Below are 25,857 nucleotides of genomic sequence, written 5' to 3' on the forward strand. Positions count from 1 at the left end.
GAAAAGTGCTGCCTCCCAAAAGTTGAATTTTCTTTAACCTTGGGGGCACAGTTTTGTATTAGGTTAAAGTCAAACGGAGGTTTGAAGACTTTGGATAATTAAATATATTTTTATAGTTAACATATGATAATTTATCAGAAGGTAATTGAATAAAAGAGGGAGAGAAGATGCTGAAAAAACAGCTCTTCTCTCCCTTTGGTTCGTAAAAGCGTACTTTTACGAACGGCTTTTATGAAGCTAGTGAAGAGCAGTTAAGGGTTTTAACGGCAGTGTTATAAACAAAAAGCACAACCAGCTGCAGATGTTCAATGAAAATCTTTAACGAGGTGCTGGAGAAATAAGCGTCCTCCAGGTTCTTTCCCCTAAATAAATGATGTCACGAAAGATTATATCGGTTCAGTAAACCCTATAAATAGGATAAAAACATAAGATTAACCGTCAGAGGAGAGATTTTCGGATTTTTTGTCTAACCTAGGAATTCAATCTACTTATCTGTTTAGTCAGCTAATCATGCAGATATAAAGTGACCATCACCATATCCCCACCGCTTTTACCAATCGCATCTCTGATTTCATGATTGATGGAGATAATCTTGTCTTCATTTTTTCTTGGAGCTAAATTAATGTTTTTTATTTCAAAATCATCAATGGTCCCAGATACTTTTAGGTATCCCCATTTCCCTTTAATACCGGCTGTTCCAGGAAGTCTAATGTGATATGTCCATGCTCCAAATCCCTTTTTGTATTGTAATTCGAGTTTCTGATTGTCAATTATTTTAATCATTATAAGTCATCTCATTTCTCATTAAGTTTATCAAGAATCAAGAGCTAGCGGTATCTGTCGCTGCTGAAAATCGCATTGTATCCTGAAAGATGGACATGGAAAGCAGAAGTTTCATTAGGTAGCCACATTCAAACGAGTGCTTAACATGCATGCTTAAACTGTGCATAAAACAGGGCTCAATTCAGATAAATTGATCAAAACGTCGAACTATGAAAAAAGTCGTTGATAGCGCTTTCGGTCACATGCTATCTTGTAGTCGATGGGACGTAACTGTTTATTCAGGCATAACCTAAGAGCTTGCACACGTTTTTCTGAGTGTACCGCTTTTTTTAGGTTATGCCTTTTTGTGTGGACAAGCACCTAAAAGAGAGGGACCTAATATGAAAGTTGTGAAAGTTTTTAACAATAATGTCGTTTTGATTGAAAATGATAATAATGTTGAAGAAATAGTGACTGGAAGTGGCATTGGCTCGGTATTCGAGAGGGAGACACCTTGAGAGATGTCAAAATCACACAAAAGTTTGTACTAGAACAACAGGCATCTGTGCATGAGCTGGAAGCACTTCTACAACGAATCGATGTGAAGGACATCGAATTGGCCGGCGATATTCTCCAACTTTATGAAACTGAAGTAGGGAATACGGTCAACAACATGGCTCTCCTTGGACTAGGTGATCACATTAATTTTGCGGTCGAACGTGCGCGAAAAGGGATGAACTTCCGTTGTGCGTTAGAGTGGGAAATTAAGCAGTTGTATGCGAAAGAGTACTCGGTCGCATCGGCGGAGATGAGTTCGTGATCCTTTCGCCTTATCCTTTGGACTTCAAGAAAGCGACATTTAAATACGAGCTCTCAATCGGAGATGTGCCGGTGACGCTCGATGCTTCAATTGGAGAAGCTGCTTATCCGACAGACGGGGACTCACTAGAGACACTGATTTTGGTCGCAGATGATGCGATGTACATACAAAAATATACATGATTGAGTCACGACATGCCATGACTCGACAACAAAAGAGAGTGTACACGTTTCGACGTCGAAATGTATACACTCTTTTATATATCCGTCAAAGTGGAGTCGAATCGATTGTCTGGAAAGCACTCTGTCCCTTTAGAAATATACACATCTCAAAGTATTGTCGTCGCTTTTGATTATATATGACCATATATCATTTTTTGTATACAAAAATCTAGATTGATCAGGAGAGGTAATTATCGAGATTAGGCGGTACGAGCGTAAGGTTAAGAAGGGCTCGATGAACGCCTCAAAGATTCTTCCAACAACCGGGACTCTTCTAACAGTTCTTTTAACGTATTGCTATATGGGTTCAATGAGATTTGAGTATGTCCGATACCTCCAAAACTGAACGAACATTGCATCAACACACCCAGGAATGTGTACTCGTGTAAAACAATACGAATTCCGGGTCGTCGCTTAGCCTCGCCAGGAGAGCAGCCTCCCGTTCTTGAGGGGGAAGTTGTTGAAAGACTGGATTACCGATTGATTGATAATAGGCGTCACAAGCGTAAAGTGGAGTAAATTTATGCTCGAGAGCAGCCGCGTGGTCATAGATGAGTTCAAAATGGCGAAGGTCGTTGTCATTCACTTGTGACAGAAGATGCAAGAAGAAAGCGGACTCACTACTTGCGGCGAGTTCTGGCCGGGCGAACACTTTCGCAGAGTAGATGGCCAATAGAGTGGTCGCCTGATAAGAGTGATTGGTCTCCGAAATCTCTTTGGCACGGGCGATGAACAGTTTGACGACATCATCGCGTGTCTTGAACTCTCCCATGAGCCAGGCGAATTTCAAATAGTCCGGTATTGCATAGAGCCCTCGGAAACTCCTACTGGAGTTCCCAAGGGCTCAAAAGTTTGATAGCACGTTATGAAACTTTGCGTCATATATCTTAATTGAACCGCCGTAGACCGAACGGTACGTACGGTGGTGTGAGAGGTCGGGAGTTAATCGCTCCCTCCTACTCGATCCGAATTTACCGGTTCGCTTGCTCTTGTAAGAATGCATCGAGCGAGTGCTATCATTTTAGATCTGCGGTAGTTTATCAACTTAAAAATAGTCAAAATAGCATACCCTTTAGCAGATTGGTTCTTTTAGGGATTCCGCCCCTTTTAACGGTAGAATTTTTTCATAGAGTTAAAGTTTCAAACATAAAAAGATGATTTTCCTGAAGGATCCAGATTCCAGATAATTGTTTATCGACAATTAAAATCTATTGAAGAAGGCGTCAATGAGCATGGAGGCTGCAATGTATTCAAAAAAGCCCGCTGGAAAACTTTCTTTTTCCAACAGGCCTTTCAGTCTGATTATGTGATGTTCTAACAAGCTTCTACATACTTATTGTTTCTGGTTATTTTACTTGCCACTCGGTGTGGAAGAAACCTTCTTTGTCTACACGCTGGTACGTATGGGCACCAAAGTAATCCCGCTGTGCCTGGATTAAATTGGCTGGCAATGTCTCAGAGCGATAGCTGTCATAGTAAGCCAATGCGCTTGAAAAAGCGGGCGCCGGAATTCCTTGCTGAATGGCCAGCGTCAGCACTTTTCGTAGAGAATGCTGATACTCCCCTATAATCTCCTGGAAATATGGATCAATTAATAAGTTAGGCAGTTCGGGATTGCCGTCAAATGCTTCTTTGATCTTTTGCAGGAATTGCGCCCGGATGATGCATCCTCCACGGAAGATCATGGCAACGTCCCCGTAAGGAATATTCCAGCCATACTCTTCAGATGCCGCACGCATTTGGGCAAAACCTTGGGCATACGAGCAAATCTTACTCATGTATAAGGCTTTGCGGATGGCTTCAATCATTTCTTGGGAGTCGCCTGCCTGTTTTTTCGGTTCAGGGCCTTGCAGAATTTTGCTTGCCGCGACCCGTTCTTCCTTGACCGAGGAAATAAACCTTGCGAAAACGGACTCTGTGACGATTGGAAGGGAAACACCTAAATCCAACGCGTTTTGGCTTGTCCATTTCCCAGTCCCTTTCTGTCCGGCCACATCCAAAATCTGATCAACAAGCGGCTTCCCGGTATCTTCATCCCGCTTGTTCAAAATATCGGCGGTAATTTCGACAAGGTAACTGTCAAGCTCCCCTTTGTTCCAATCCGAGAATATAGTGGACATTTCTAGGACAGAAAGGCCAAGCGCGTGTTTCATGATGAAATAGGCTTCGGATATCAATTGCATATCGCCGTATTCAATGCCATTATGAACCATTTTTACATAATGGCCAGCTCCATCAGGACCCATATAGGCACTGCAAGGAGTGTCATCTACTTTTGCCGAAATTGCTTCCAGAATAGGTTTGACTTGTTCATATGCTTCTTTCGGTCCACCGGGCATGATGGAAGGACCGTTGCGGGCACCTTCTTCTCCGCCGGAAATTCCGGCGCCTAGAAAGTGCAAGCCTGCTTCTTGTAATTTTGCTGTTCGCCTATTCGTGTCTTCAAAAAACGAATTTCCTCCGTCTAATAGAATGTCCCCTGATTGAAGGTGGGGAAGGAGGGATTCAATGACCGAATCCGTCGTGTCTCCAGATTTCACCATCAACAAGATTTTGCGGGGGGTTTCCAATGAAAGGACAAACTCTTCAACACTGTATGCTCCCAAAATCTTTTTTCCTTGTGCTTCTTTTTCAGCTAATTCGTCGATTCGGTCTGTCCAATAATCATAGACAGATACAGAATAACCTTTACTCTCCATGTTCAGGGCTAAGTTTTTTCCCATTACCCCTAAACCGATGACTCCAATTTGCTGCTTCATTGTATTTTCACCTCATCGTTTTGTGAGTTGCCAGACGGCAACAGCCGATTTTCCAGCTTTTCTCTTTCTTTTTCAAATCCTTCTTTGCCAAGCAATGCAAACATATTGGTTTTATATGCCTCTACTCCTGGTTGGTCAAATGGATTGACACCGAGTAAAGTGCCGCTGATCGCGCAGGCTTTTTCGAAGAAATAAATCATTTCGCCAAAGGTGAATTCATTGAGTTCGTCTAGCTCAATGACCAGATTCGGCACACCTCCATCGACATGAGCAAGGGAAGTTCCAAGTGCCGCTTTTTTGTTCACTTCATCCATTGTTTTTCCTGCTAAGAAGTTCAACCCATCTATATTGGCTGGATCTTCTTGTATGACAAGATCGAGGGAAGGTTTCTTCACTTGCAAAACTGTTTCAAAGAATAGACGGTGCCCTTCCTGCACATACTGCCCCATTGAATGTAAATCAGTGGAGAAATTGACAGAAGCGGGGAAGAGTCCTTTTTCATCTTTCCCTTCACTTTCCCCGAAAAGTTGTTTCCACCATTCTGCTGTAGAAAGCAGGCCAGGCTCGTAGCTTACAAACAGTTCAATCGATTTTCCTTTATTATAAAAAATATTCCTTACTGCAGCATATTGGTAGCTTTCGTTTGTAGCGAGTACGGGATTGTTGTATTTGTGGTAAGCAGCTTTTGCCCCCTGCATCACTTGGTCGATATTAAGCCCGGCTACAGCCATCGGAAGTAAACCGACTGGAGTCAAAACGGAGTATCGTCCTCCGATATTATCAGGAATGACAAATGTTTCGTATCCTTCTTCAACTGCAAGATTCCGAAGCGCACCTTTGCTCCGGTCGGTTGTGACATAAATTCGATTTCTAGCTTCTTCTTTTCCATACTTTTTTTCCAAAAGGGTACGGAAGATCCGGAAGGCTAAAGCGGGTTCAGTGGTTGTGCCGGACTTGGAGATCACATTGATGGAAATGTCTTTCCCTTCCAGTAGCTGAAGCAAATGTGTGATATAAGTTGGGCTAATGTTATGTCCAGCAAAATAAACTTCCGTATTCCCTTTAACTTGGTTATGGAATGTATGTGATAAGGCTTCTATTGCTGCCTTGGAGCCTAGATAAGAGCCGCCGATGCCAATCACAATCAGCGCATCTGACTGTTGCTGAATTCTTTCGGCAGCCAGTTTCACCTGGAGAAACTCTTCTTTATCATAGTTAATCGGCCAGTCGATCCACCCCAAGTAGTCAGAACCCGGTCCTGTCTGCTGGTGAAGTTGGTTATGCGCTTGTTTGACAAATTCGCTAATATTTTCAAACTCGCTATTCGTTATAAACGATAATACATTGGTGAAATCAAACGAAACGGGCATGCAATCTCTCTCCTTTTGAATGAACTATTTTTTACCACCACTTCGATTGATCCGTCAGCAATAACTCATTTGCCATTTCTGGACCTGTTGAACCGGCTGGATAAGAATATAAAGGCAATAACTCCTCTTGGTAAGCTTCTAATAGTGGTTGAATCCACTTCCATGATAGTTCCACTTCTCTCCAATCGGCAAAGAACGTTGAATCGCCGCGCAGTGCATCATAGAGCAGAAGTTCATATGCTTCCGGCTGATTTTCTGAGCTGGTTGAGAAATCAATCCAAACAGGTTTGTATCCAGTGCTGGATGGATCTTTTAAATTTACGCGCAACGAAATGCTTTCATTTGGACTAATTTCAAGAATCATTAAATTTGGAGAGCTTCCTAACTGTGTATTTAAATCCATCACCTTGTTCTCGAATTCAATGACAATTTGTGTCGACTTCTGATTCATCCGTTTCCCTGTTCGTATATAAAAGGGGATTCCATTCCATGAGGGGTGTTCGATAGAAAGGCGAGCTGCAAAAAAAGTATCATTCGTTGAGGAATCATTAACCCCCGGCTCCTCTTTGTAGCCAATGACGGGGTTGCCCTGAACCTCTCCCGGACCATACTGGCCGCGGACAACGCTTTGGTATGCTTTTTCTTTCCGGATGGGTTGGAGAGAGGCAATAATGTCTGTCTTTTTCACCCGGCCCTTATTTTTCATGAAGTTATCCGAAAGATAGACAGCTGTCATTGTGACCAACTGAAGAAGGTGGTTTTGAACCATATCCCGGATGGCTCCTGCCTTATCATAATAATCAGCCCGGTTTTCTACACCTACAGTCTCACTTGCTGTAATTTGGACATTTGAAATTTGTTTATGATTCAACAAAGATTCCAAGATCGGATTCGCCAAGATCAAGGTTCTTAGTTTTTGTACCATAGGTTTCCCTAGGTAGTGATCAATTCGGTAGATCTCCTCTTCACGGAACACGTTGCTCAAATTCTCATTTAATTTTCTGGCTGTTTTTAGGCTGTTTCCAAACGGTTTTTCAACAATGAGGCGTTTCCACCCGTTGTTTTGACTGATTCCGCTTTTACTAAGGTGGGACGTGATAATATCAATTAAGCTGGGGGCCACAGACAAGTAAAACAGCCGATTTTGAGGAATACCCAACTCGTTTTCCCTGTTTTCAATAAGTTCGCGCAGTTTGTAGTAAGACTCTTTTTCTGTCGCATCAAAGCTGCAATACCGAAATTTCTCTAAAAAAGCTGGCAAAGATGAAGCGTGAATGGACCTTCTGGAATATGCGTAAAGTGCTTTTTCCACTTTAGACTGAAATATTTCATCTGAACAATAGTTTCTCCCCAAACCAACGATCGAGATGGTTTCGGGTAACTTCCCGTCCAGGTATAGATTGTACAGAGCAGGAAATAACTTGCGTTGTGCTAAATCTCCTGTTGCTCCGAACAAGACAAATGTCATGTTTTGCAGGGGCCGTTCTTGTTTAAATTCAAATAAATCATTTTGAAAATTAAATTCTTCAAGCAGATTCTCGGTGTGCATATGTTAAAACCTCCTACTCTTAAAATCATGTGTCTCTGGCATGACTGATAATCGCAACAGGTTTTAGTATAATGACTCAAAGTTTTTTATGTAAGTACGCACTTTATAAACATATACTTACAAAAAGTATACTGTAGCAAGGGAAAGAGGAGGAAATTCACCAGGGATCCGGTTCTTAAAAACTTATCTGATATACAAAATATCTCTATCATGAAATATTTTTTAGAAGTTAAGGAATTTAGGATTTTTTGAGGGAGAAATAACAAAGGTTAAATCCCATTATCGAAAGTAATCTATTGCAAAAAAGTTACAATAGCTCATTCGGATAAGAAACAAGTAATTGATTTTCAAACTGGATAAGTCGTGTTGAGTGTTTAGTGAAAAGGAAAAAGTAATTGGATTATCTTAAAGCGGTCTTAATAAAACATAAAGTTAATCAGATACATTAAGAAATAAATGCATATATATGAAATTAAACAGATTACCATTGTGATAGCCGCCGACAGTATACTTTTTGTCAGTATGTGAAATTAAAGTGCGTACTTCACAACAATGCTTGTAGGTTTTACACTAAGTCAGAATCAAAAATACGACAACAAGGAGAATGACACATGAAATTACAATTAGCTTTAGACTTAGTAAACATTCCACAAGCAATCGAAGTGGTTAAAGAAGTAGAGGCGTTTATCGACATCGTTGAAATCGGAACGCCAGTCATCAATAAAGAAGGTCTTAAAGCTGTCGCAGAAATAAAAGCAGCTTTCCCTAACCTGGAAGTTCTTGCAGATGTGAAAATTATGGACGCTGCAGCTTATGAAGTATCAAATGCTGCTGCTGCAGGAGCAGATATTGTTACGATTCTTGCTCAGGCAGAAGACTCATCCATCAAGGGCGCAGTTGAAGAAGCGAAAAAACAAGGTAAGAAAATCCTGGTGGATATGATCGCCGTAAAAGATATCAAAACACGGGCCGCAGAGCTTGATGAACTTGGCGCGGATTATATCTGTGTCCACACAGGCTACGATCTGCAAGCGGAAGGGAAAGATTCGTTCGAAGATCTTCGTACAATCAAAAGCGTCGTAAAAAATGCCAAAACTGCTATTGCAGGCGGCATCAAACTGGAGACATTGCCGGAAGTCATTAAAGCACAACCGGATTTAATCATTGTCGGCGGTGGAATTACAAGCAAAGAGAACAAGGGCGCGGAAGCGGAAAAAATTCAAAAGATGATGAAAGAAAGTGTCACGGCGTAATATGAACACGGCGGGCTATACAGACGAAATACTGGCTGAATTGAAGCGGACCACTGCTCTCATTGATGATGAGGAAGCCGAAAAGGCAGTGGACGGCATCCTGCGTGCAAAGAAAATATTTGTGGCAGGCGGGGGCCGATCCGGCTTTATGGCTAAGGCATTTGTGATGCGTATGATGCACGTAGGCCTGGATGCGTATGTGGTTGGAGAAACGGTGACACCGAACCTGGAAGTCGATGATATTTTCATTGTCGGTTCTGGTTCCGGGGAGACCCAAAGCCTCGCAGCCATGACGAAGAAAGCCAAAAGCATCGGTGCAACCATAGTGGCTGTTACTACAAACCCTGAGTCTACAATAGGCAAACTGGCGGATATTCGAATTGAAATACCGGCACAAGCAAAAGGGGAGGGCACTAGTGGCAAATCGATTCAACCGATGGGATCATTGTTTGAACAGTCGCTTCTTGTGTTTTATGACGCGGTGATTTTGAGATTCATGGATAAAAAGGGACTCAAATCCGATGTCATGTATGGCAGACATGCGAATTTAGAATAGAACAACGAATAAGCTTGAGTTTAAGATTTTTTAAGCTCAAGCTTATTTCTAATTGTTTATCAAGCTTGAACTTTTTTGCACCAAAGTATTTTCATTGGACAACTGTATAAATGGCATGCGAAGGTGAAGGTATCATTGAAGACAATATTACTAATGGAGGGTTGGATTACATGAAAATGTATGATGTAACAGGGGCGATCTATGAAGGCATGACCGTTTACAAGGACAAACCGGAAAAACAGCCGAAAATCAATCAGCAGACAAACGGCTATGTTACGGAAACGCGGCTGGATCTGGATGTGCACACCGGAACGCATATCGATGCGCCGCTTCATATGAATGTGGATGGAGAGACATTCGAATCGCTTTCGCTGGACAGTCTTGTAGGGCCTTGTCAAGTTCTCGATTTGACGGCAGTAAAGAACGGAATTTCAAAAACGGACTTAGAAGGATTCAAGCTTCAAAAAGGAGATTTTATTTTATTAAAAACGAAAAACTCGTTTGAGGAAAAGTTTAATTTTGATTTTGTCTATCTGGCAAAAGATGGAGCAAGCTATCTTGCTGAGTTAGGGATTCGCGGGGTTGGAATAGATGCGCTTGGAATTGAAAGAAGCCAAGAAGGGCATCCGACGCATAAAACCTTATTTGCAAATGACATCATCATCATAGAGGGCCTGAGATTGAAGGAAGTGGAGCAAGGACAATACTTTATGGTTGCCGCGCCTTTGAAATTAGTAGGTACGGAGGCTTCACCTGCGCGAGTATTGTTGTTTGAAGGATTAAGTTGAATTTTTCTGTTTCAATCATTTTTCCATGAAAGATAAAACGTAATTGTAAGGAGAGGGCCTATGTATAAATTGGTCGCGATCGATCTCGATGGGACATTGCTCACAGACGATTTAATGATTTCACCAAATACAGTAACCGCTATTAAAAAAGCGGTGGAAGCGGGGACAATTGTTACGATTGCTACGGGCCGCATGTTTTCCTCTGCGAAACTCATTGCCCTGCAGTTGGGTATAAATGTACCGCTCATCACTTATCAAGGTGCATTGATCAAGGATGTTAATGAAAAAGAAGTAATATATGAGCGCACTGTTCCTCCCGATATTGCACAAAAGTTAATCGAAATTTCTCGTGAGAAAAAATTACATCTACAAATATACCAAGATGATATTCTCTACAGTGCCGTAGAAAATGACAAGCTGATTGCTTATTCTGAAGCAGTTAAAGTGCCCTATCGGATAGAGCCCAATCTCATCAAGCTTGCCCAAAAAGGCGTAACAAAACTACTTTTTATCGAAGAACCAATCGTCCTCGATTACTTACAAAATGAATTGCAAACCTTATTCGGCAAGTATGCTCACATCGCAAAATCAAAAAAACACTACCTTGAAATCACCCATCCCGAGGCAAACAAAGGTAGTGCCCTATTATGCTTAGCGAAAAAACTTGGTATAGACCGTTCAGAAATAATCGGTATTGGTGACAACTATAATGACATCGAACTTATTGAGACAGCCGGTCTCGGTATAGCAATGGGAAATGCCGTAAAGGAAGTGAAAGCTATGGCTGATTATACGACCTTTACGAACAATGAAGAAGGGGTGCTTCACGTATTAGAAAAGTTTATTTTAGAGCCAGTGAATACTTCCAATTATATAGAAGAAAAAAATTCTGATTCGCTTCCGACGGCCTGATCAATTGAAGACCGTTTACTTGGAATCACTTGGATAGGACAGGCCGATTTCTTGGCGGACTTTATCCATTACGCACATGGTGGTATAGGAGTTTTCAAACGAATTAACAAGTGACTCCGTTTTCTTTTGGCTGATTAAATCGATAAACTCTTTCACTTCATAATACATAGCGGGCTGAGGTTGTCCTACTGTCACTGATTCAACAGTGCCATCGTTGTAATGAATGTCCACTTTTTCGGCTGAATGTATTTTATCAATCACCATAATTCCTTTTTCCCCTTGGATTTCGCTTGGTAAAGTGGAATTTGTGATTTTTGAATAAATGATAACCGCATCTTTGTCATCATATTTCAATAGGACACTTCCTTCGCCATCTATACCGCAATCCAGGATAAGACCTGTGGCCTTTATTTCTTTTGGCTCGCCGAACAGTAAAATGAGCGGGTATAAACAGTAGGTGCCCAGATCCATCAATGAACCGTTCGCAAAATTTGGATTAAATACATTTAATACTGTTCCTTTTTTGTATGCATCATAACGCGATGAGTACTGGCAATAGCTAGCAAAGTATCTGCGGATAGGGCCGATTTTGTGCAGATTATTTTGAATGGCCTTAAAGTTTGGAAGTAACGTAGATTTCATCGCTTCCATAAGCAGCACATTATGATCTTTCGCTTCTTGAATCATTTTCGCTGCTTCTGCTGCATTGGCAGCCATCGGTTTTTCACATAATACATGTTTGGAGTTTTTTAAAAACAAGACGACTTGGTCAGCATGGAATGAGTTGGGTGTGGCAATATAAACCGCATCGATTTCATCGCTGACTGCCATTTCTTCCAAGTCAGTAAAAATTTTAGTTATTCCTTATTGACTGGCAAATTCCTCTGCTCTTTCCAACGTTCGGGAATAAACGGCTGCTAATTTAAAATTCTCAATCTCTTTTGCCGCTTCAAGCAATCTTTCTGTAATCCAATTAGTACCCACTATGCCGATTCGTATCATTTTTTATCCTCTTTTCTGTTTTTATTGCATTATCGCCCACAATTGCAAAGACATTATTCCAATGCTAAAAAAATTTACTAACCATTCTATATCTAGTACAATTAGTAAGTTACATTAATTATAGTACTGACTTTTTTATCACATAGTATCGAAAAGTATACGATAGAAATATAACAAGGAAGGAAAGAAAATAGATGCCTAATTTAGGAGAGAAAGTTTTTAATTGTGAAAAAGAGCTGACACTTTCCATCATCGGAGGAAAGTGGAAAATGCTAGTGCTATGGCATTTAGGAAAAGAAGGAACTAAACGTTTTGGGGAATTAAAAAGTCTTATGCCAGGCATCACGCAACGGATGCTCGTGAATCAATTGCGTGAACTTGAAGATCATTTGATTGTCCACCGGGAAGTATACCCTGTGGTTCCGCCGAAAGTGGAGTACTCACTTACCGAACAAGGAAGAAGCCTTATTCCAATTCTTGATTCCATGTACGAATGGGGCAAAGAATACATCGAGCAAAACTTGGATCAGCAAATAGAAAACAACTAAGTTAGTAGGTATTTAAAAATAGCTGAATAAAATAAAGCGGATTTCAGTAAAATGAAATCCGCTCAGATTGTAGACAAAGTCACGTTTCAGGCGAACTGAAACGTGACTTTGTCGTTTTCGGGCCTTTAGGCGCTCTGCCCGCGCCCCTTTTCAGGCGGGCTGGGCGTTCTTCCATGCCCAGCCCGCCATCTTCTTGAGATTGAGGGCAGCAAAAGTAAGCATCGCCTGCATTGAAACTTTTTCAAGTCCCCGATAACGGGTCCAACGCATGCCATGCTTCTCTTTTGCGTCCGCGAACACGCGCTCGACCGTCTGTTTACGACGGTCATAGATGTTGCGGTTCAATTCCGTGTGGCGGAGGTCTTCGACCTCGTCCATATAGGGTTGCCAGAGGTGTCGCTCGATTATCCGCTGGTGCTTCTGGCTCTTCGTGCACTGCTCGAGCAGCGGGCAGTTCACACAAACCGCGGGATTCGAGACGTACTTGCGTTTCCCCTCGCGCATCGTCGTACTGTACGTTAATAACTCGTTGTTTGGGCAGATGTAGACGTCACGGTGCTCGTCGTAGATGAAATCCTTGGTCTTGAAGGCGCCCTTCTTACCCTTCGGGCGAGTGTATGGGAAGACCGGCAGGATCCCACGGTCAATCAGCAGCTTGGCAATGGCCGGATTTTTATAGGCGGAGTCGGCGGCGAACGGTTGAATCAGGCGGTCGGAGACCTTGTCGAGCAGATCGGGGAACGCTACACTATCGTGCACGTTACCCGGTGTGACGATAGCACCGAGCACGAACCCATGGGCGTCGCTCGCCGCATGGACAGAGTAAGCGAACTGCTTCTCACGCTCACCTTTTACGTAATATCCACTCTCAGGGTCTGTCGTGCTGACCTTGATTTCCTTCGTCTCCTCCGCCTGATTCTTTTTTGGCCCTAAGGGCTTCTTTCCACTTTCTTCGCGGTCTCGCTCGACCTCGGCATCGAGTTGTTCCTGATAGTGTTTCACCTCTTGCCGGACGGTCTTCTTGACGAGCTTCCGCTTGTTTGCGTTCGCTTTGACGTGTGTCGAGTCTACGAATAGGACGGCGCGATCGATGAACCCTGCGTCCGCAGCCTGTTCAAGGATATGATAGAAGATGTCATCGAATAAGCTCGTGTACTGGAACCGACGCACATAGTTCTTCCCGAACGTCGAGAAATGTGGCACCTTGTCCGTGAATCCGAACCCGAGAAACCAACGGTATGCGACGTTCGTCTCGATCTCACGAATTGTCTGTCGCATGGATCGGATACCGAACAGGTACTGAAGGAAGGCCATCTTGATCAGAACGACAGGGTCGACGCTTGGCCGGCCACGGTCCTCAGAATATAAGTTCTCCACGAGCGGATAGATGAACTCAAAGTCGATCACCGCCTCGATTTTTCGGACCAGATGGTCTGCTGGCACAAGCTCGTCGAGCGTGACCATCTCCAGTTGTGTCCGATTGGTTTCCGATTCTGTTGATTTCCTGATCATCCGATTCGCCTCCATAATTGTTTCTATATCTCTCATTATAAAAAAGCGACGACGGTACGAAAAGAGGGATTGATGCGTGGGCCGACTGCGGGCACGGCGAGACTTCCAGGGGATTAGCAAGCAAAGGGAGACCCAGCAGCGACAAAGTCGCGATGCGGCTCCCTGCTTGCCCCCAGAAAAGCGAGCTGTGCCCGGTCGGGCAAATAAAAAAGACTGCAGACAATGTTTTGTCTACAGTCTGGGAAGAGTATAATTACTCTTCCTTTTTTGAAAAGTCGAGGAGCGAAACTTCGTTTCGTGACGCAGACTTCGAACAACCGCTAGGGCGTTAGTCCATTGATTGTTCCACGTGAATGATTGCCTCGAACGGCACATGGATGATCCCGTCCCGCTGATTGGCCAGCTCGACGGTCCGCTCCATATAGTTCGTCCGGTGCACAAAACCCTTGAATCGTTTCATCTCCCGCTTCTCCACATATTTTACCTCTACCAAATCTCCGCTGAAGATCGCGTCGTTCAGCACATTCTCATAGACCGATAGGACCTGTTCATCGATATCTGGCATCTCAATTTTTTGAATCTCTTTATAGTATTTCGTCAGTAGCGCCTTGTGCTCGGGCATGAGGAATGGGATCCATTTCAATTCGCCCCGATCGCGATACATCGTCATAATAATTACCCCTCTCCATAAAACGAACGTTTGTTCTTATTTTATACCCGATTTACCTCGCTTGAACAGCCTTTTTCGTGATTGGTAATCCGTTCGTCCTGTTTCCGTACTCTAGCTCGCTGGTCGTCGGTGCAAGGGACGTCAAAAAAATGACGCGCCCTCCGGCCCGTCTTCCTTCGCTTTAGGCTCAAAGCGAGGCTTTTCGCTCGTTGGCTACGGAAGCCTGGACCTATGTGCGCTCTACGCATTTTTTTGAGGCTCTCCCTGCGGTCGCCCTTGCACCGTCTCCCGACGCTCGCTGCGTTTCCGTCAACAGGACGCACAACGGTGTTCGTTCTGAGGACAGCTTATCCGAAAGGGGACAAACCATCATGGAACTATCCGCCATCATCGAGGTCATCCGTATCAAACAAGAGGTTCGCGAGGAAATGGTCGCCCTCGAGCACGCCATCATCCATTCGCCGGACAGCGCCCGACAAATCGGGTCATCATTCATCGGGGACGACGACCGTGAAGTTTTCCTTGTCATTATGCTCAACACGAAGAACCGGGTCATCGGTGTCCACCGGGCGCACGTCGGGAGCGTCAACTCGAGCATCGTCCACCCAAGAGAGGTCTTCAAATGCGCCATCTTGAACAACGCCTCGTGCCTCATCGTCTGTCATCAGCATCCGAGCGGGGACCCGACCCCGAGCCGGGAGGACATCCTCGTCTCCGAACGGTTACATGAAGCGGGGGACCTCATCGGCATCCCGGTGCTCGACCATCTCATCCTCGGGTCGGACGAGTCGTACGTCAGCATGAAACAGCGAGGTTACATGGGTTGAACGGAATGGAGTGGGGCCGGGGGACCGGTCCCGGTCCGTCCGGTAAGGGCACGGACGAAAAACGTACGTTTTTCTTTGACGGGATGGGCGACTCGCGTTGCTCTCGCCTGGATCCGTGGGGCGGGATCCGGGAAAAGGTCCGTTTTCGTATAACGAAAACGAGATGGTTCGTGTGTGAAAATTGGACGTTGTTTTGGTCTGTCTCATAAGAAGATTGTTTGATGAAATGGTAGAAGTGAAAACACGGTTTGTTTATTGAAAATGATTATGTTTTCTAAACAAGCCCTAGGGCTTGTTTGAAACAACACCAGGGCTTATGTGAAACTAGGTGAGATGTTGCTTGCGTAAATGCGAGATATCATGAGGCTATCAAATGGAGAGGACGATTCAGATGGATAAATTCCAACTAGACCAACAGACGATGGACGAAATGACGGAGGTATTGCTACGCCGCCTCCCGGATCGGTTAAACGTTAAGAACGGGGAATTTAAACTTGTGAGTATGGATATCCTATGTGATGTGAAAGAAGGGGAGTTATTGACAAGAAGCACAGTTTTTTTCACCACCAATACGCTTCGAACATATGGTCGACCGTAAGAATTTTCTAGATGTATACATGTAGATTTGTATACGTGTATACATGTATACGCGTATACATTTTTGAATGGGAATCGTTTCTACTAGTGTATGGATGAGGACTGAACTGTCTTTTTACGGGGAATCGTTTTAGAGAGAACCGGAAGGGGGAGGCGTGACGGACGAGGGGCTGCTTGATGACTATGCGTTCGAAGGATTGGATCCGTTCGTCCGGACCGTGTTCTCGGAACTGATGGAACATCCCGAGTGGATGCGTGTCGTCGACAGGCAACATGGCGTCGAGAAGGTCGTCCGGTTCGATGAAGGACGGAACTCGCCTTACTTCCGCATGGTGATCTATCTGGATGTAGAAGAACGTCCGATCAAGATCGTGTATCTATATGGGACATGGGTGGTGGCGGATGGGGACGTCCGCTTCGTCGTCTCAGAGCTATCCAAGGGTATATTCGAGTATGAACTCATGCATGTCCATTGGCTCATCAAGTATCGCTTCGAGGATTGGGGCGTGTCTGAAGACGGGGCATGGGAGAAGGAATGGTGATCCGGGCTCATGCGTGAGCGTCTAACGCCTTGTGGCGAAGTCGCTCATCGCACCGCTGCCTCCCTGACGGCCCGATAACAAGAGCTGCTGGTTCACCGCCGCATCTCTATGTTCCTGGCCCTTTCTGACGGGAGGCACGGAGCGTAAGAACAACACTAAAAGCAAGAACGTGGGCTTGTCTATCGACAAGCGAGGGAAACCATTCAGTCGAATGGTTTTTTGTTTTTACCTAGAGGCACTTTACTTTTCAAATCAGCTGTTTATCAATGGCTCTTAGAATAAGGATTGAGAATGAAAGAGTCTGCGTCGACATGTCTTCTGAATCGAGTGATTGATTTTCTATTCAAGTTTGGAGCATGTGTACATTGTATAATACAATATATGTAAATGATGAGAAGGTAGGGATTTACATTGTACAAAGCTCTATTAATTGCAGTCAATGAGCAACGTGACCATGAGATATCTGCTCTTCCGAATACGTTAAACGACGTAAGAGAAATCAATCGATTATTGACAGAAGAGCCCGCCGTATTCGGTAAATCTGACGTCCAGATTTTATATGGGAATTTGACCACCAAGTCAATGTTAGACCATGCATTACATAGTTTTTTTGGAGATGCGTCTCCAAATGATGTCTTATTTCTCTACTGGGCAGGCCACGGGGGGTTCAGTCAAACCAATGCGTATTTCATTCCATATGATGCAGGTATTCATGCTATAGGTGACACCAGCATCAACATGTCCGATGTCAGAGACCATATCGATCAAACAAAGGCCCGCACAGTCTTGAGCTTTTTTGATACGTGTCATAGCGGTGCGCTCATGCGATCAATCGACAATCTGATGGAGAGAGGGCTTGAAATTAAAGGGTCCGGTAAGTTCGTCATCGCAGCGTGCACGGAAAATCAGTTGGCTTGGGATCGAAACGGGCATGGAGCCTTCACAGATCATTTGATCCGTGGCCTAGAAGGTGGGGCGACGAACCTGAGCGGGGAGATTGATATCTACACGCTCTATGCTTACGTCAGCCGGGCTCTCTCGAAAGAATTCGAGAATCAACATCCTGTCTTAAACAGCACGCTCTCCGGTCCACCTGTCATCATCAAGAATGTAAAGACGAGACAGGCCGAGTCGAATTTGTCACCACTCTTTGACGGTGGACAACGGGTGATCGACAATTCTGGAGACTGGTTTCTATTGGGAAGTTCGAGCGCACGTTACTTCTCCTATCGCTACAACAGTTCTGACAAGGCATACAGCTTGATCTTGAAGGCCGAAGACAACTCGAGAGGGGTCGAGGAGGTGCTCAAGCAGATGTGGAAAACTGAGCAACCTTTCGCGATTGAAGATACGGCTGAATATGTCCGCGTGGCCGAGGTGAATGTGGAAGTGGTCGGGGGTGAAAAAACAATCAACCTCAAGCTGGTCTCGAGTGAAGACAGACATGGCAGTCATATGTTTAGTGAAATGACAGTCAATGGTATTAAACCCGATGAAATCGCTAAGCTGAGAATCGATCACTATCTATTCAACAAAGAAGTTCCAAGACATGTCAGAATGGATCATTCGGAAACACTCATTTACGGGAATCCATCCGACTATGAGGTGTCCAATCGGTTAATCCCGGATTTGCTTGATCAGCATGTCACCCTGGAATGTATCAGACTACACCTCATAGCGGTCCTTGTATTCAAATCAATTGTGTCTGAAGTGAGCTCATTGCATTTATTTGTCGAACGCGGTGCCATCACGAGGATTACCATCGAAGGTAGGCGGCCCCGCGTCTACTCGAACGTCAATCCGTCAATAGTGTCAGTGGACGAACCGGTACATTTTTCATTGGACTATTGATACGATCCGCGTACATGAGTAAGCGAAAGACCATCAAATCAGAGAAGGCGGAGAGGCCAGATGAAACATGCCTTACCGGACACACGTTGGCTATATGAACAACTTTTGAACCATGGGCAACAGACCGCTGTCGATGACTTTGCGGCTAAATGCCCTATGCACGGGCAAGCGGAATTCGTAGCACAGTTATGGGAGACGGACGCGGAAATCGGAGGGATCGGCGGATACCAGCTTCCTAAAAACCCGATACAAAATCCGTTTCCCGGCGGAATGGAACGAACTTTATATAGGCCGTTGCAGTATGCGGCGAGCGAACTAGAGCGGGACGTAGCGCATGGGGCGCGATACATCGTTCAATATGCAGGCATGCACCTGGAGGCCGTGACACGTCAATATTTGATGCGATCGCAAAAGCTCGGGTCGCTTCGACACTCCCAGTCCACCTTAGGAAAAGCGGTCCATCAAATCGCCAAGCTACGAACGATAGATGAAAAGACGATTCAGAGCCTACTTGTATTCGTACGTTTGTACAACATGTCGAAACATGAGGTGAACCAAGACGAATCGAGAGACCGTCTATTCAGTGCGGAGGACGCACTGATCGCTTATCTGTCTGCTCGTATCCTAGGCTTCCGGTTGTTGACCGAGATCGGTTTGGTTCCATCATAAGCATGGTCATGAAACAACTGATGTCCTGACACCTCTTGATCAATGGTCAAGATGTCTAGATTTTTAAACGTGAAAGATATCAATCTTTTTAATCGAACAGGCCATGAAAGAATGAATCAGACCATCTTAAACGAGCATGTATATATTTCGATGTCGAAACGTATACATACTCGTTTTACCCACTATTCCAAAAGTGTTTAAGCAGGACACTCCTGTCTCTCGACATGAAAGAGGCAAAACGAATATCTATTACGAACAACTTCACAAAACGTGAAATGGTGGCGAATCATCTGTTGGCTATACCAGTATCGGAGAATAAAGTCATTCATCTACCAAATTAACAAATGATAATAATCCCCTTACAATTTTATTCATAGGTAATACGATAAAAATATAGTATAATTTTTCCTGTTAATTAATCTTAGTTTTTTATCTTTATACTTTTATTTTGTAAAGAATTCGACATCTTAATTTTTGAATGATATTTGATACAAAGAAAAAAAGATTGGAGATATACAGTTGAAAAATAGATTTTTAGACAAAATTAAAGTCACGCCATCTAACAAAAAAGTACTAAAAAATATCGTTACTCCCATGTTATGGGCACGAGAAAAAACTTCAATTCATAGGCATTCCTCACTTTTGAATAAATCATACAATTTTATGCAAGAGCCTGCTATTGGTGCATTGATTTATTGCCAATTAGGTACAGCAGAACATTCGGGTGTATACATAGGAAATAAAAATGTTATCGACTTAAATCGAAAAGGAGAAATTAAAAAAGTTAGTCTGAAAGAATTCACTGGTAACATCCTTAGTACAGATAAAGACATTTTTATTCCAGTAATGAAGCATGCAATGTGGCCATTAGGAGATGAAAACATAGCAAAAGAAGCGTTTAAAAATCTGTCAGAAAGAAGAAAATACAATCTTCTTGATGATAACTGTCATCAATTTGTAGCAGGCTGTATCATAGGGAACCTTGAAAATGATTGTAATTTTTTGTTTATGGTCAAAGAAGAGTTTTCAAAATTCTTGAGTGTAGAGGAATCTAACATTGTTTGGGTTCGCTGGAAGTGGTATTTAAATTAGGATGGCCAAATCTTCAATCGACTACATCGATAGATAGATAACATAGGGTTATGGAGTGATCATCTACCTATGAATCGAGTGTATTCGTTTTATGAAGGATTTCTCTCGCTTTTAATACAATGAACATGGTATTATTTAATGAGAACATCATTGTGTTAAAAGGAGGTCCGTCATGTATACAATTGATGAAGCATTTGAGATTCTATCGAAGACCAAGCTCACGACCCACAAGGAAACCGTCCGGAACTGGGTACGAAAAGGCGTGATACAGGCGGAACCGCTCGAGTCCCGTAAAAAAGGCTATCGAATCAGCGAGGAGGCTCTCGAGCAGTTCATCAAAAAACGGATGCCTGAAGGATGGGAGATGTATCCAAAGTCGGTGACAGGAGATGCTCGGGAGGTCGTCAAGAGTGAGGACGTGGCCCCATATCACGTCGAAATCGACGTGGAAGCAATCAAAGAGCAGGGGCGGATTGAAATGTGGCATCAAGTGGCCGGCCGCTGGCTGTGGGAAGGCGATTTTGAGATCAGTCGTAGGATGGTGCGGAACGCGGTCGCGCATAGACGTTATTCAAAAGAATTTGAACAGCTGGTTTGGGAAAGGTGTCTTAAGAACAGTGCCCCACGAAAAAAACCACGTGTCCTTTATTTGGTTGATGCGTTCTTATTTGAAGAAGAGCGGGTGCCATTTCACAAGGGTTTTGATATCAAAGAAGATCAAATCATGCAGGCATTGATTGAACACGTTCGTATGAATGCAAAGTCCGGAAAATATACAAATGAATCTAGTGTAAATAAATTCAAGATTTAGACGCTTCTAATGAAAAGGTGTACTCTCTTTAACATTGAGAATACACCTTTTGCAATTGTTGTTGTATTAAATGAAAGATTGCACCTATATTTCTAAAGATTAGACTTCACTCTTAAGAAAATCGTCAGCACGACACAGAGTGGTGACTAAAGTGGACCCCATTGTCAAGACACTAATTTTATAATAATAAGGTGAAAACAGTCATTCTTCTTGTCCTTGTCCCATCTTGCAGACCCAGCCTTTCCTATGCCAGGTTCTGTCAAGGGCGTATTTTCCCTTGACAGGGCCTGGGATGGGAAAGATAATTGCTCCGAGATGGCAACGATAATATGACTTTATTTAGGAAGCTTGGAAGCAAGGACATCAATATTTTCAATCACTGGTGGCTCTACGAAAAGTTCAGGAGCTTTCTCCATCAATGCCGCAGCCACTTGACCAGAAAGGTGTGCTTGACGACCTGTGTCGTCCGGGAATGCGTCAAAGATTCCGAATGTCGTAGGTCCAAGTCGGATTGCAAACCATGCAATCGTTTCTGACTCCTCCTGAACCACAGGTAGGGCCCCACGTAGGAAGCTTTCAACTTCCGCTTCTTTTCCAGGTTTTGCTTCAAGTCGAACCAATAGCGCTACATTAACCATTTTTCTATCTCCTCCTCAAATTAGAAATTTCATCCATATGTGAGAACTATAATTCTATTTTACCTTTAATATATACACATTAAAAATATATTGTTCAGTTATATCAAACTACTTAAACGTTTAATTTTATGAATAATTACTCCGGTTTAAATACGACTTTAATATTATTATCTCGTTTTTCATCAAATACTTTATAAGCCTCATCGGCTTTTTCTAAAGGAAAAGTATGTGTGATAATTTCAGTAGGATCAAATACTTCATCTTTAATCATTTCATATAATTTAGGCATTAAATGAATAACTGGTGCCTGACCAGTTGTTAAACGAACATTTCTATTAAATATTAAATCAAGTGGAAAGTTATCAGCTGGTGTACCATAAATTCCAGTCAGTTGAATTGTACCAAATTTACGGACTGATTCAGCGGCTGTAATAATCGGACTAATTGTTCCTCTTTGTTGAGATGTTTTTGAAAGTTTTGGTTCTGGACTTGATTGTGCGCCATCAAAACCAACACAGTCAATAACTACATCAGCACCACCACTAGTTTTTTCTTTCAATAACTTACCAATTTCTTTTTCTTTATCGAAATTATAAACTTCAACACCATTGTATTTTTTAGCATGCTCTAGTCTATGTTCGACATTATCTATTGCTATAACACGTTCGGCACCTTTTAGTTTCGCAAATTTTTGTGCCATTAAACCTATAGGACCACATCCTAATACAATAACAGTATCCCCAGCCTTCACACCTGCATGTTCGACACTCCAATAAGCTGTAGGTACTACATCAGATAAAAATAATACTTGTTCATCTTTTAAATCACTATCTGGCACAACAAAAGAAGAAAAATCAGCATATGGAACTCTTAAATATTCAGCTTGACCACCCCAAAAATTCCCATGCATTTTTCCAAATCCAAATAACGCACCGTTATCCATCTTCCAGTTTGCAGGTTCTTCATTAGATTGATCACATTGTGATTCCATTTGGTTATTACAGTAAAAACAATCGCCACAACCAATATTAAAAGGAATAACGACACGATCACCTTTTTTTAGATTCTTAACTTCTTTACCAACTTCTTCAACAATCCCCATTGGTTCATGTCCGATAACAAAATCTTTATCCATAAACATATCGCCTTGATGATATAAATGTAAATCTGATCCACAAATACCTGAAGCAGTAATCTTAATAATTGCGTCAGTTGGTTCAATAATCTTTGGATCTGCAACTTTTTTTACTTTCATTTTCTTTTTACCTTGAAATGTTACAGCCTTCATACACATTACTCCTTTATTATATAATATCTGTATAACACATTATTAATACCCCTAATTTTAAATGATAAAACCTTTATACATATATTATTACCTTTACACAAGATTAAATATTCAACAAACTATTTATTTAATTTTACTTCTTAATTATCGAAAGATTTATCAGCTATGTGAATACCTATTAATTCACTATCTTTATTAAGGATAGGGGCTCATATTGCCCAAATGAAGTATCAGCTTAGTATATCTTCTTATTACATATACTTGCTTTTACTTTACCATCACTAAAAATATCTTACTTTTTTCACCACTAAATACACTCCTCTTATTTTTGAATGTAATTAGATAAATGTTTCCCAGTTACGCTATCTTGTATGCTAAGGACACCTTCTGGGTAACCACTGTATAATAATCTTCCTCCTTGTTGACCAGCAGCTGGTCCCATATCAATTAACCAGTCTGATTCTGTCATCATTGACAAGTTATGCTCGATTAGAACGACGGTATTACCTTCATCCACTAATTGATTAAATAATTCGATCAGCACATGGATATCCCTTTCATGTAACCCTGTTGTTGGTTCATCAAAAATAAAGATGTGGTCAGTCACTTGATTGATTAAATACTCACTGAGCTTTACACGTTGAATTTCTCCACCTGAAAGTGTGTCCAATGATTGTCCAAGTGTCATATAGCCTAGACCAGTGGCAGCGAGGGATTTTAATATCTCCAGAATTTTATGATGTGTATTGAAGTAATTTATTCCTTCTTCCACCGTTAATTGTAAGACATCTGCAATAGAGTAACCATCTACTTTAGCATCTAGAACTTCCTGTCTATAACGTGTTCCATGACATACTTCACAAACTTGTGAAAAATCAGGCATAAACGCAAGTTCTGTTTTAAGAATTCCTTTTCCTTTACAGTTTGGACAAGCACCTTCAGAATTATAGCTGAACATACTTTTCTTTAGCCCTGTCTCCTTACTGAAAAATGCTCGTAATTCATCAAATGTATTGGTATAAGTTAATATATTTGAACGATTTGAAACATTAATAGCTTTTTGATCGATGAATATAACATTTTTAATCTGTTTAAACCCAGTTTTTATGAGCGTACTCTTACCAGAACCAGCAACCCCTGTAATAACAGAAATAGCATTTTTAGGGAGATACACTTCAACATTTTTGACGTTATTTTTTGTAACTGGACCGATATGAATCATTTCTTGAGATGACCTTGGAACTTTTAGTTGATGTTTTTCTTTGAGTTCTTGTCCAGTCGCAGTGTGGGAGTCGAGAAGTTGATCGTATGTTCCTTCAAATGTAATTCTACCCCCATTTTTACCGGCACCTGGTCCTACGTCAACAATGTGATCTGCAATCTTAATAATATCAGGATCGTGTTCAACCACAATAACTGTATTTCCTTTATCCCGAATAGACATAATTATGCGATTGATATTTTCAATATCTTCAGGATGCAGTCCAACACTCGGTTCATCGATAATGTATACGAGATCGGTCAGTGGGCTACTTAAATGACGAATAAGCTTAATACGCTGAGATTCACCACCTGATAATGTAGGTGTTTCTCGACCAAGTGTCAAATAACCAAGTCCAATATCAACTAGAGATTGAAGTTGCTGTTTAAGCGGCTTTACAATATATGCAGCTGTTTTATCAGTAAGATAGTCTAAAAACAGGATATTTTCTACGATACTTTGATTTGTAAAATCAGCAATATCTGCACCGTTAATTTTGCAGCTTAAAATACGTTGATTTAAACGTTTTCCGTGACAGTTAGGACAAACCATTGTCGTTACAACACGCTCATATTCATCCGGCCACCTGCTTTTTTCATAGCCATCATTAATAATAAACAGTCGCCTGAATCGATAGACGACCCCTTCATATTTTGCAGTACGGGGCCATTCTTCAGGAGGATTGGTCAGTTTGGTCGGCTCTAAATAAAGTAATTGATGCATCTCTTCCTTCGAATACTCTTTCAGCTTCTTATCATTATCAAATAGACCCGAATGCGTATAGCTTTTACCACGCCAGTGATCTGGTCCGAATGTAGGAAAATTAATTCCATGTTCGTTTAAAGATTTGTCATAATCCAGCAATTCATCGATATCAATTTCCTCGACATATCCTAAGCCTTGGCATCTCTCACACATTCCTGCCGAATTATTGAATGAAAATTCATTTGAATATCCGACAAATGGTTGACCAATACGAGACCATAGTAGACGAACAGCAGAATAAATGTCGGAAATTGTACCTACTGTAGAGCGCGAGTTACCACCAAGTCTTTTCTGACCAATGACCATTGAAACAGGAAGATTTTGAATGGAATCTACATCAGGTTTCTCATAATGAGTTAATTGATTCTGTATATATGTAGAATAAGTTTCATTGAGTAGACGCTCAGATTCAGCTGCAATCGTACTAAATACTAATGAAGATTTTCCAGATCCTGATTTTCCTGTAAAAACGGTCAATTGATGCTTTGGAAGACTTAACGAAACATTTTTTAAATTATTTTGTCGTGCACCTTTGATGATGATATTTTTCATCCCAAACTTCCTCTCCATAATTAAATATATTTATATTTTTTACCTTTTTAACGAGAAATAAGTTTATAAGTATCAATTTTAAAGTTCCAAATTTTTAGCTGAATTTCCGATTATATTCTATTAAAAAATTTAGGGAAATTCTATAATCAAGTTAGCCACCTACGGTGTGCTTTAAAAAATTTAAATGTACGCAGATTGTAAAATTAAGCTAGACAACTAAAAAAGCCTTCTGTGCTAAACTT

General features: G+C 42.0%; 24 protein-coding genes and 1 pseudogene. 14 read left to right on the forward strand and 11 right to left on the reverse strand.

Translation table 11 applies throughout. The features are described from left to right. Window positions 1-504: 504 nt before the first annotated feature. On the reverse strand, window positions 505-783 hold the full coding sequence (locus tag KNP85_RS13900) for a DUF1905 domain-containing protein (RefSeq protein WP_029336155.1): 279 nt from the start codon (window positions 781-783) through the stop codon (window positions 505-507). A 380-nt stretch (window positions 784-1,163) separates the two neighbouring features. On the opposite strand from KNP85_RS13900, the gene KNP85_RS15935 reads away from it, so the two are divergent. The 3 genes from KNP85_RS15935 to KNP85_RS13915 are packed head-to-tail and all read left to right on the forward strand — an operon-like array spanning window position 1,164 to window position 1,764. Continuing rightward, complete coding sequence (locus KNP85_RS15935) at window positions 1,164-1,280, forward strand: CAT RNA binding domain-containing protein (RefSeq protein ID WP_081828354.1); 117 nt, start codon at window positions 1,164-1,166, stop codon at window positions 1,278-1,280. Continuing rightward, window positions 1,277-1,582 (forward strand): PRD domain-containing protein, encoded by a 306-nt coding sequence (locus KNP85_RS13910; RefSeq protein WP_214756954.1) that lies wholly within the window; start codon window positions 1,277-1,279, stop codon window positions 1,580-1,582. Before KNP85_RS15935 ends, KNP85_RS13910 begins: the two co-directional genes overlap by 4 nt. Next, on the forward strand, window positions 1,579-1,764 hold the full coding sequence (locus KNP85_RS13915; RefSeq protein WP_029336154.1) for a diguanylate cyclase: 186 nt from the start codon (window positions 1,579-1,581) through the stop codon (window positions 1,762-1,764). Before KNP85_RS13910 ends, KNP85_RS13915 begins: the two co-directional genes overlap by 4 nt. Before the next feature lie 397 nt (window positions 1,765-2,161). On the opposite strand, the gene KNP85_RS13920 is transcribed toward KNP85_RS13915, so the two are convergent. The 4 genes from KNP85_RS13920 to zwf all read right to left on the reverse strand — a co-directional run bounded on the left by KNP85_RS13920 (window position 2,162) and on the right by zwf (window position 7,481). Further along, window positions 2,162-2,593: a hypothetical protein gene (locus tag KNP85_RS13920; RefSeq protein WP_131472559.1), complete on the reverse strand. Its 432-nt coding sequence runs from the start codon at window positions 2,591-2,593 to the stop codon at window positions 2,162-2,164. Between the two features lie 556 nt (window positions 2,594-3,149). Further along, window positions 3,150-4,562 (reverse strand): NADP-dependent phosphogluconate dehydrogenase, encoded by a 1,413-nt coding sequence (gene gndA, locus KNP85_RS13925; RefSeq protein WP_214754979.1) that lies wholly within the window; start codon window positions 4,560-4,562, stop codon window positions 3,150-3,152. Beyond that, window positions 4,559-5,932 (reverse strand): glucose-6-phosphate isomerase, encoded by a 1,374-nt coding sequence (locus KNP85_RS13930; protein WP_131472563.1) that lies wholly within the window; start codon window positions 5,930-5,932, stop codon window positions 4,559-4,561. The genes gndA and KNP85_RS13930 overlap by 4 nt, the downstream gene beginning before the upstream one ends. 31 nt (window positions 5,933-5,963) lie before the next feature. Next, entirely contained in the window at window positions 5,964-7,481 is a 1,518-nt protein-coding gene (gene zwf / locus KNP85_RS13935; RefSeq protein WP_207391698.1) for a glucose-6-phosphate dehydrogenase, read from the reverse strand. Between the two features lie 611 nt (window positions 7,482-8,092). Between zwf and hxlA the strand changes: the two genes are divergently transcribed. From hxlA to KNP85_RS13955, 4 genes are all read left to right on the forward strand, one after another. Next, window positions 8,093-8,734 (forward strand): 3-hexulose-6-phosphate synthase, encoded by a 642-nt coding sequence (gene hxlA, locus KNP85_RS13940; protein ID WP_101190293.1) that lies wholly within the window; start codon window positions 8,093-8,095, stop codon window positions 8,732-8,734. Between the two features lies 1 nt (window position 8,735). Then, a complete protein-coding gene (gene hxlB / locus KNP85_RS13945) occupies window positions 8,736-9,290 on the forward strand; it encodes a 6-phospho-3-hexuloisomerase (protein ID WP_101190294.1) in 555 nt (184 codons plus the stop codon). A gap of 170 nt (window positions 9,291-9,460) precedes the next feature. Further along, window positions 9,461-10,078, forward strand: coding sequence for a cyclase family protein (locus KNP85_RS13950; protein WP_101801553.1), 618 nt, complete (start codon window positions 9,461-9,463; stop codon window positions 10,076-10,078). 60 nt (window positions 10,079-10,138) lie between these two features. Continuing rightward, window positions 10,139-10,990, forward strand: a complete 852-nt coding sequence (locus KNP85_RS13955) for a Cof-type HAD-IIB family hydrolase (protein WP_101190296.1) — start codon at window positions 10,139-10,141, stop codon at window positions 10,988-10,990. Window positions 10,991-11,005: 15 nt separating this feature from the next. On the opposite strand, the pseudogene KNP85_RS13960 reads toward KNP85_RS13955, so the two are convergent. After that, window positions 11,006-11,992: pseudogene (locus KNP85_RS13960) on the reverse strand (Gfo/Idh/MocA family protein). A 194-nt stretch (window positions 11,993-12,186) separates the two neighbouring features. Between KNP85_RS13960 and KNP85_RS13965 the strand changes: the two are divergent. After that, a complete protein-coding gene (locus tag KNP85_RS13965) occupies window positions 12,187-12,540 on the forward strand; it encodes a winged helix-turn-helix transcriptional regulator (RefSeq protein ID WP_101190298.1) in 354 nt (117 codons plus the stop codon). Window positions 12,541-12,690: 150 nt separating this feature from the next. Here the strand turns inward: KNP85_RS13965 and KNP85_RS13970 are convergent, their stop codons facing one another. Both KNP85_RS13970 and KNP85_RS13975 read right to left on the reverse strand, forming a co-directional pair. Then, window positions 12,691-14,052: an IS1182 family transposase gene (locus KNP85_RS13970; RefSeq protein WP_131472566.1), complete on the reverse strand. Its 1,362-nt coding sequence runs from the start codon at window positions 14,050-14,052 to the stop codon at window positions 12,691-12,693. Window positions 14,053-14,380: 328 nt separating this feature from the next. Further along, window positions 14,381-14,722: a YolD-like family protein gene (locus tag KNP85_RS13975; protein WP_029336188.1), complete on the reverse strand. Its 342-nt coding sequence runs from the start codon at window positions 14,720-14,722 to the stop codon at window positions 14,381-14,383. 371 nt (window positions 14,723-15,093) lie between these two features. On the opposite strand from KNP85_RS13975, the gene radC reads away from it, so the two are divergent. From radC to KNP85_RS14005, 6 genes are all read left to right on the forward strand, one after another. Beyond that, window positions 15,094-15,549, forward strand: a complete 456-nt coding sequence (gene radC, locus KNP85_RS13980; RefSeq protein WP_214803672.1) for a RadC family protein — start codon at window positions 15,094-15,096, stop codon at window positions 15,547-15,549. Between the two features lie 752 nt (window positions 15,550-16,301). Then, complete coding sequence (locus KNP85_RS13985) at window positions 16,302-16,688, forward strand: hypothetical protein (protein WP_214758538.1); 387 nt, start codon at window positions 16,302-16,304, stop codon at window positions 16,686-16,688. Window positions 16,689-17,099: 411 nt separating this feature from the next. Continuing rightward, complete coding sequence (locus KNP85_RS13990) at window positions 17,100-18,539, forward strand: caspase family protein (RefSeq protein WP_114167311.1); 1,440 nt, start codon at window positions 17,100-17,102, stop codon at window positions 18,537-18,539. Window positions 18,540-18,599: 60 nt separating this feature from the next. Continuing rightward, the gene (locus KNP85_RS13995) at window positions 18,600-19,208 is read left to right on the forward strand and encodes a hypothetical protein (protein ID WP_114167312.1); all 609 of its coding nucleotides are present in this window, start codon (window positions 18,600-18,602) and stop codon (window positions 19,206-19,208) included. Between the two features lie 519 nt (window positions 19,209-19,727). Next, a complete protein-coding gene (locus KNP85_RS14000) occupies window positions 19,728-20,300 on the forward strand; it encodes a lecithin retinol acyltransferase family protein (protein ID WP_131472574.1) in 573 nt (190 codons plus the stop codon). Window positions 20,301-20,472: 172 nt separating this feature from the next. Continuing rightward, on the forward strand, window positions 20,473-21,111 hold the full coding sequence (locus KNP85_RS14005) for a helix-turn-helix domain-containing protein (protein ID WP_131472576.1): 639 nt from the start codon (window positions 20,473-20,475) through the stop codon (window positions 21,109-21,111). 335 nt (window positions 21,112-21,446) lie between these two features. On the opposite strand, the gene KNP85_RS14010 is transcribed toward KNP85_RS14005, so the two are convergent. The 3 genes from KNP85_RS14010 to KNP85_RS14020 form a co-directional block, all read right to left on the reverse strand. Continuing rightward, entirely contained in the window at window positions 21,447-21,749 is a 303-nt protein-coding gene (locus tag KNP85_RS14010; protein WP_012655943.1) for a putative quinol monooxygenase, read from the reverse strand. A gap of 136 nt (window positions 21,750-21,885) precedes the next feature. After that, window positions 21,886-23,037 (reverse strand): alcohol dehydrogenase catalytic domain-containing protein, encoded by a 1,152-nt coding sequence (locus tag KNP85_RS14015; RefSeq protein ID WP_131472577.1) that lies wholly within the window; start codon window positions 23,035-23,037, stop codon window positions 21,886-21,888. Window positions 23,038-23,359: 322 nt separating this feature from the next. Next, window positions 23,360-25,615 (reverse strand): ATP-binding cassette domain-containing protein, encoded by a 2,256-nt coding sequence (locus KNP85_RS14020; protein WP_131472579.1) that lies wholly within the window; start codon window positions 25,613-25,615, stop codon window positions 23,360-23,362. Between the last annotated feature and the right edge of the window lie 242 nt (window positions 25,616-25,857).

It is taken from the genome of Exiguobacterium sp. s194, assembly GCF_018618275.1.
In the GTDB taxonomy this organism is placed as follows: domain Bacteria; phylum Bacillota; class Bacilli; order Exiguobacteriales; family Exiguobacteriaceae; genus Exiguobacterium; species Exiguobacterium chiriqhucha.

Excerpts from the sequence above, each read along its gene's own strand:
- KNP85_RS13970 (WP_131472566.1), bottom strand. The coding sequence starts at position 14,052 with ATGATCAGGAAATCAACAGAATCGGAAACCAATCGGACACAACTGGAG.
- KNP85_RS14005 (WP_131472576.1), top strand. The coding sequence starts at position 20,473 with ATGTATACAATTGATGAAGCATTTGAGATTCTATCGAAGACCAAGCTC.
- hxlA (WP_101190293.1), top strand. The coding sequence starts at position 8,093 with ATGAAATTACAATTAGCTTTAGACTTAGTAAACATTCCACAAGCAATC.
- KNP85_RS13965 (WP_101190298.1), top strand. The coding sequence starts at position 12,187 with ATGCCTAATTTAGGAGAGAAAGTTTTTAATTGTGAAAAAGAGCTGACA.
- hxlB (WP_101190294.1), top strand. The coding sequence starts at position 8,736 with ATGAACACGGCGGGCTATACAGACGAAATACTGGCTGAATTGAAGCGG.
- KNP85_RS13995 (WP_114167312.1), top strand. The coding sequence starts at position 18,600 with ATGAAACATGCCTTACCGGACACACGTTGGCTATATGAACAACTTTTG.
- KNP85_RS13975 (WP_029336188.1), bottom strand. The coding sequence starts at position 14,722 with ATGACGATGTATCGCGATCGGGGCGAATTGAAATGGATCCCATTCCTC.
- KNP85_RS13950 (WP_101801553.1), top strand. The coding sequence starts at position 9,461 with ATGAAAATGTATGATGTAACAGGGGCGATCTATGAAGGCATGACCGTT.
- gndA (WP_214754979.1), bottom strand. The coding sequence starts at position 4,562 with ATGAAGCAGCAAATTGGAGTCATCGGTTTAGGGGTAATGGGAAAAAAC.
- KNP85_RS15935 (WP_081828354.1), top strand. The coding sequence starts at position 1,164 with ATGAAAGTTGTGAAAGTTTTTAACAATAATGTCGTTTTGATTGAAAAT.
- KNP85_RS13955 (WP_101190296.1), top strand. The coding sequence starts at position 10,139 with ATGTATAAATTGGTCGCGATCGATCTCGATGGGACATTGCTCACAGAC.
- KNP85_RS13900 (WP_029336155.1), bottom strand. The coding sequence starts at position 783 with ATGATTAAAATAATTGACAATCAGAAACTCGAATTACAATACAAAAAG.
- KNP85_RS13930 (WP_131472563.1), bottom strand. The coding sequence starts at position 5,932 with ATGCCCGTTTCGTTTGATTTCACCAATGTATTATCGTTTATAACGAAT.
- zwf (WP_207391698.1), bottom strand. The coding sequence starts at position 7,481 with ATGCACACCGAGAATCTGCTTGAAGAATTTAATTTTCAAAATGATTTA.
- KNP85_RS14015 (WP_131472577.1), bottom strand. The coding sequence starts at position 23,037 with ATGAAGGCTGTAACATTTCAAGGTAAAAAGAAAATGAAAGTAAAAAAA.
- radC (WP_214803672.1), top strand. The coding sequence starts at position 15,094 with ATGGAACTATCCGCCATCATCGAGGTCATCCGTATCAAACAAGAGGTT.
- KNP85_RS14010 (WP_012655943.1), bottom strand. The coding sequence starts at position 21,749 with ATGGTTAATGTAGCGCTATTGGTTCGACTTGAAGCAAAACCTGGAAAA.
- KNP85_RS14020 (WP_131472579.1), bottom strand. The coding sequence starts at position 25,615 with ATGAAAAATATCATCATCAAAGGTGCACGACAAAATAATTTAAAAAAT.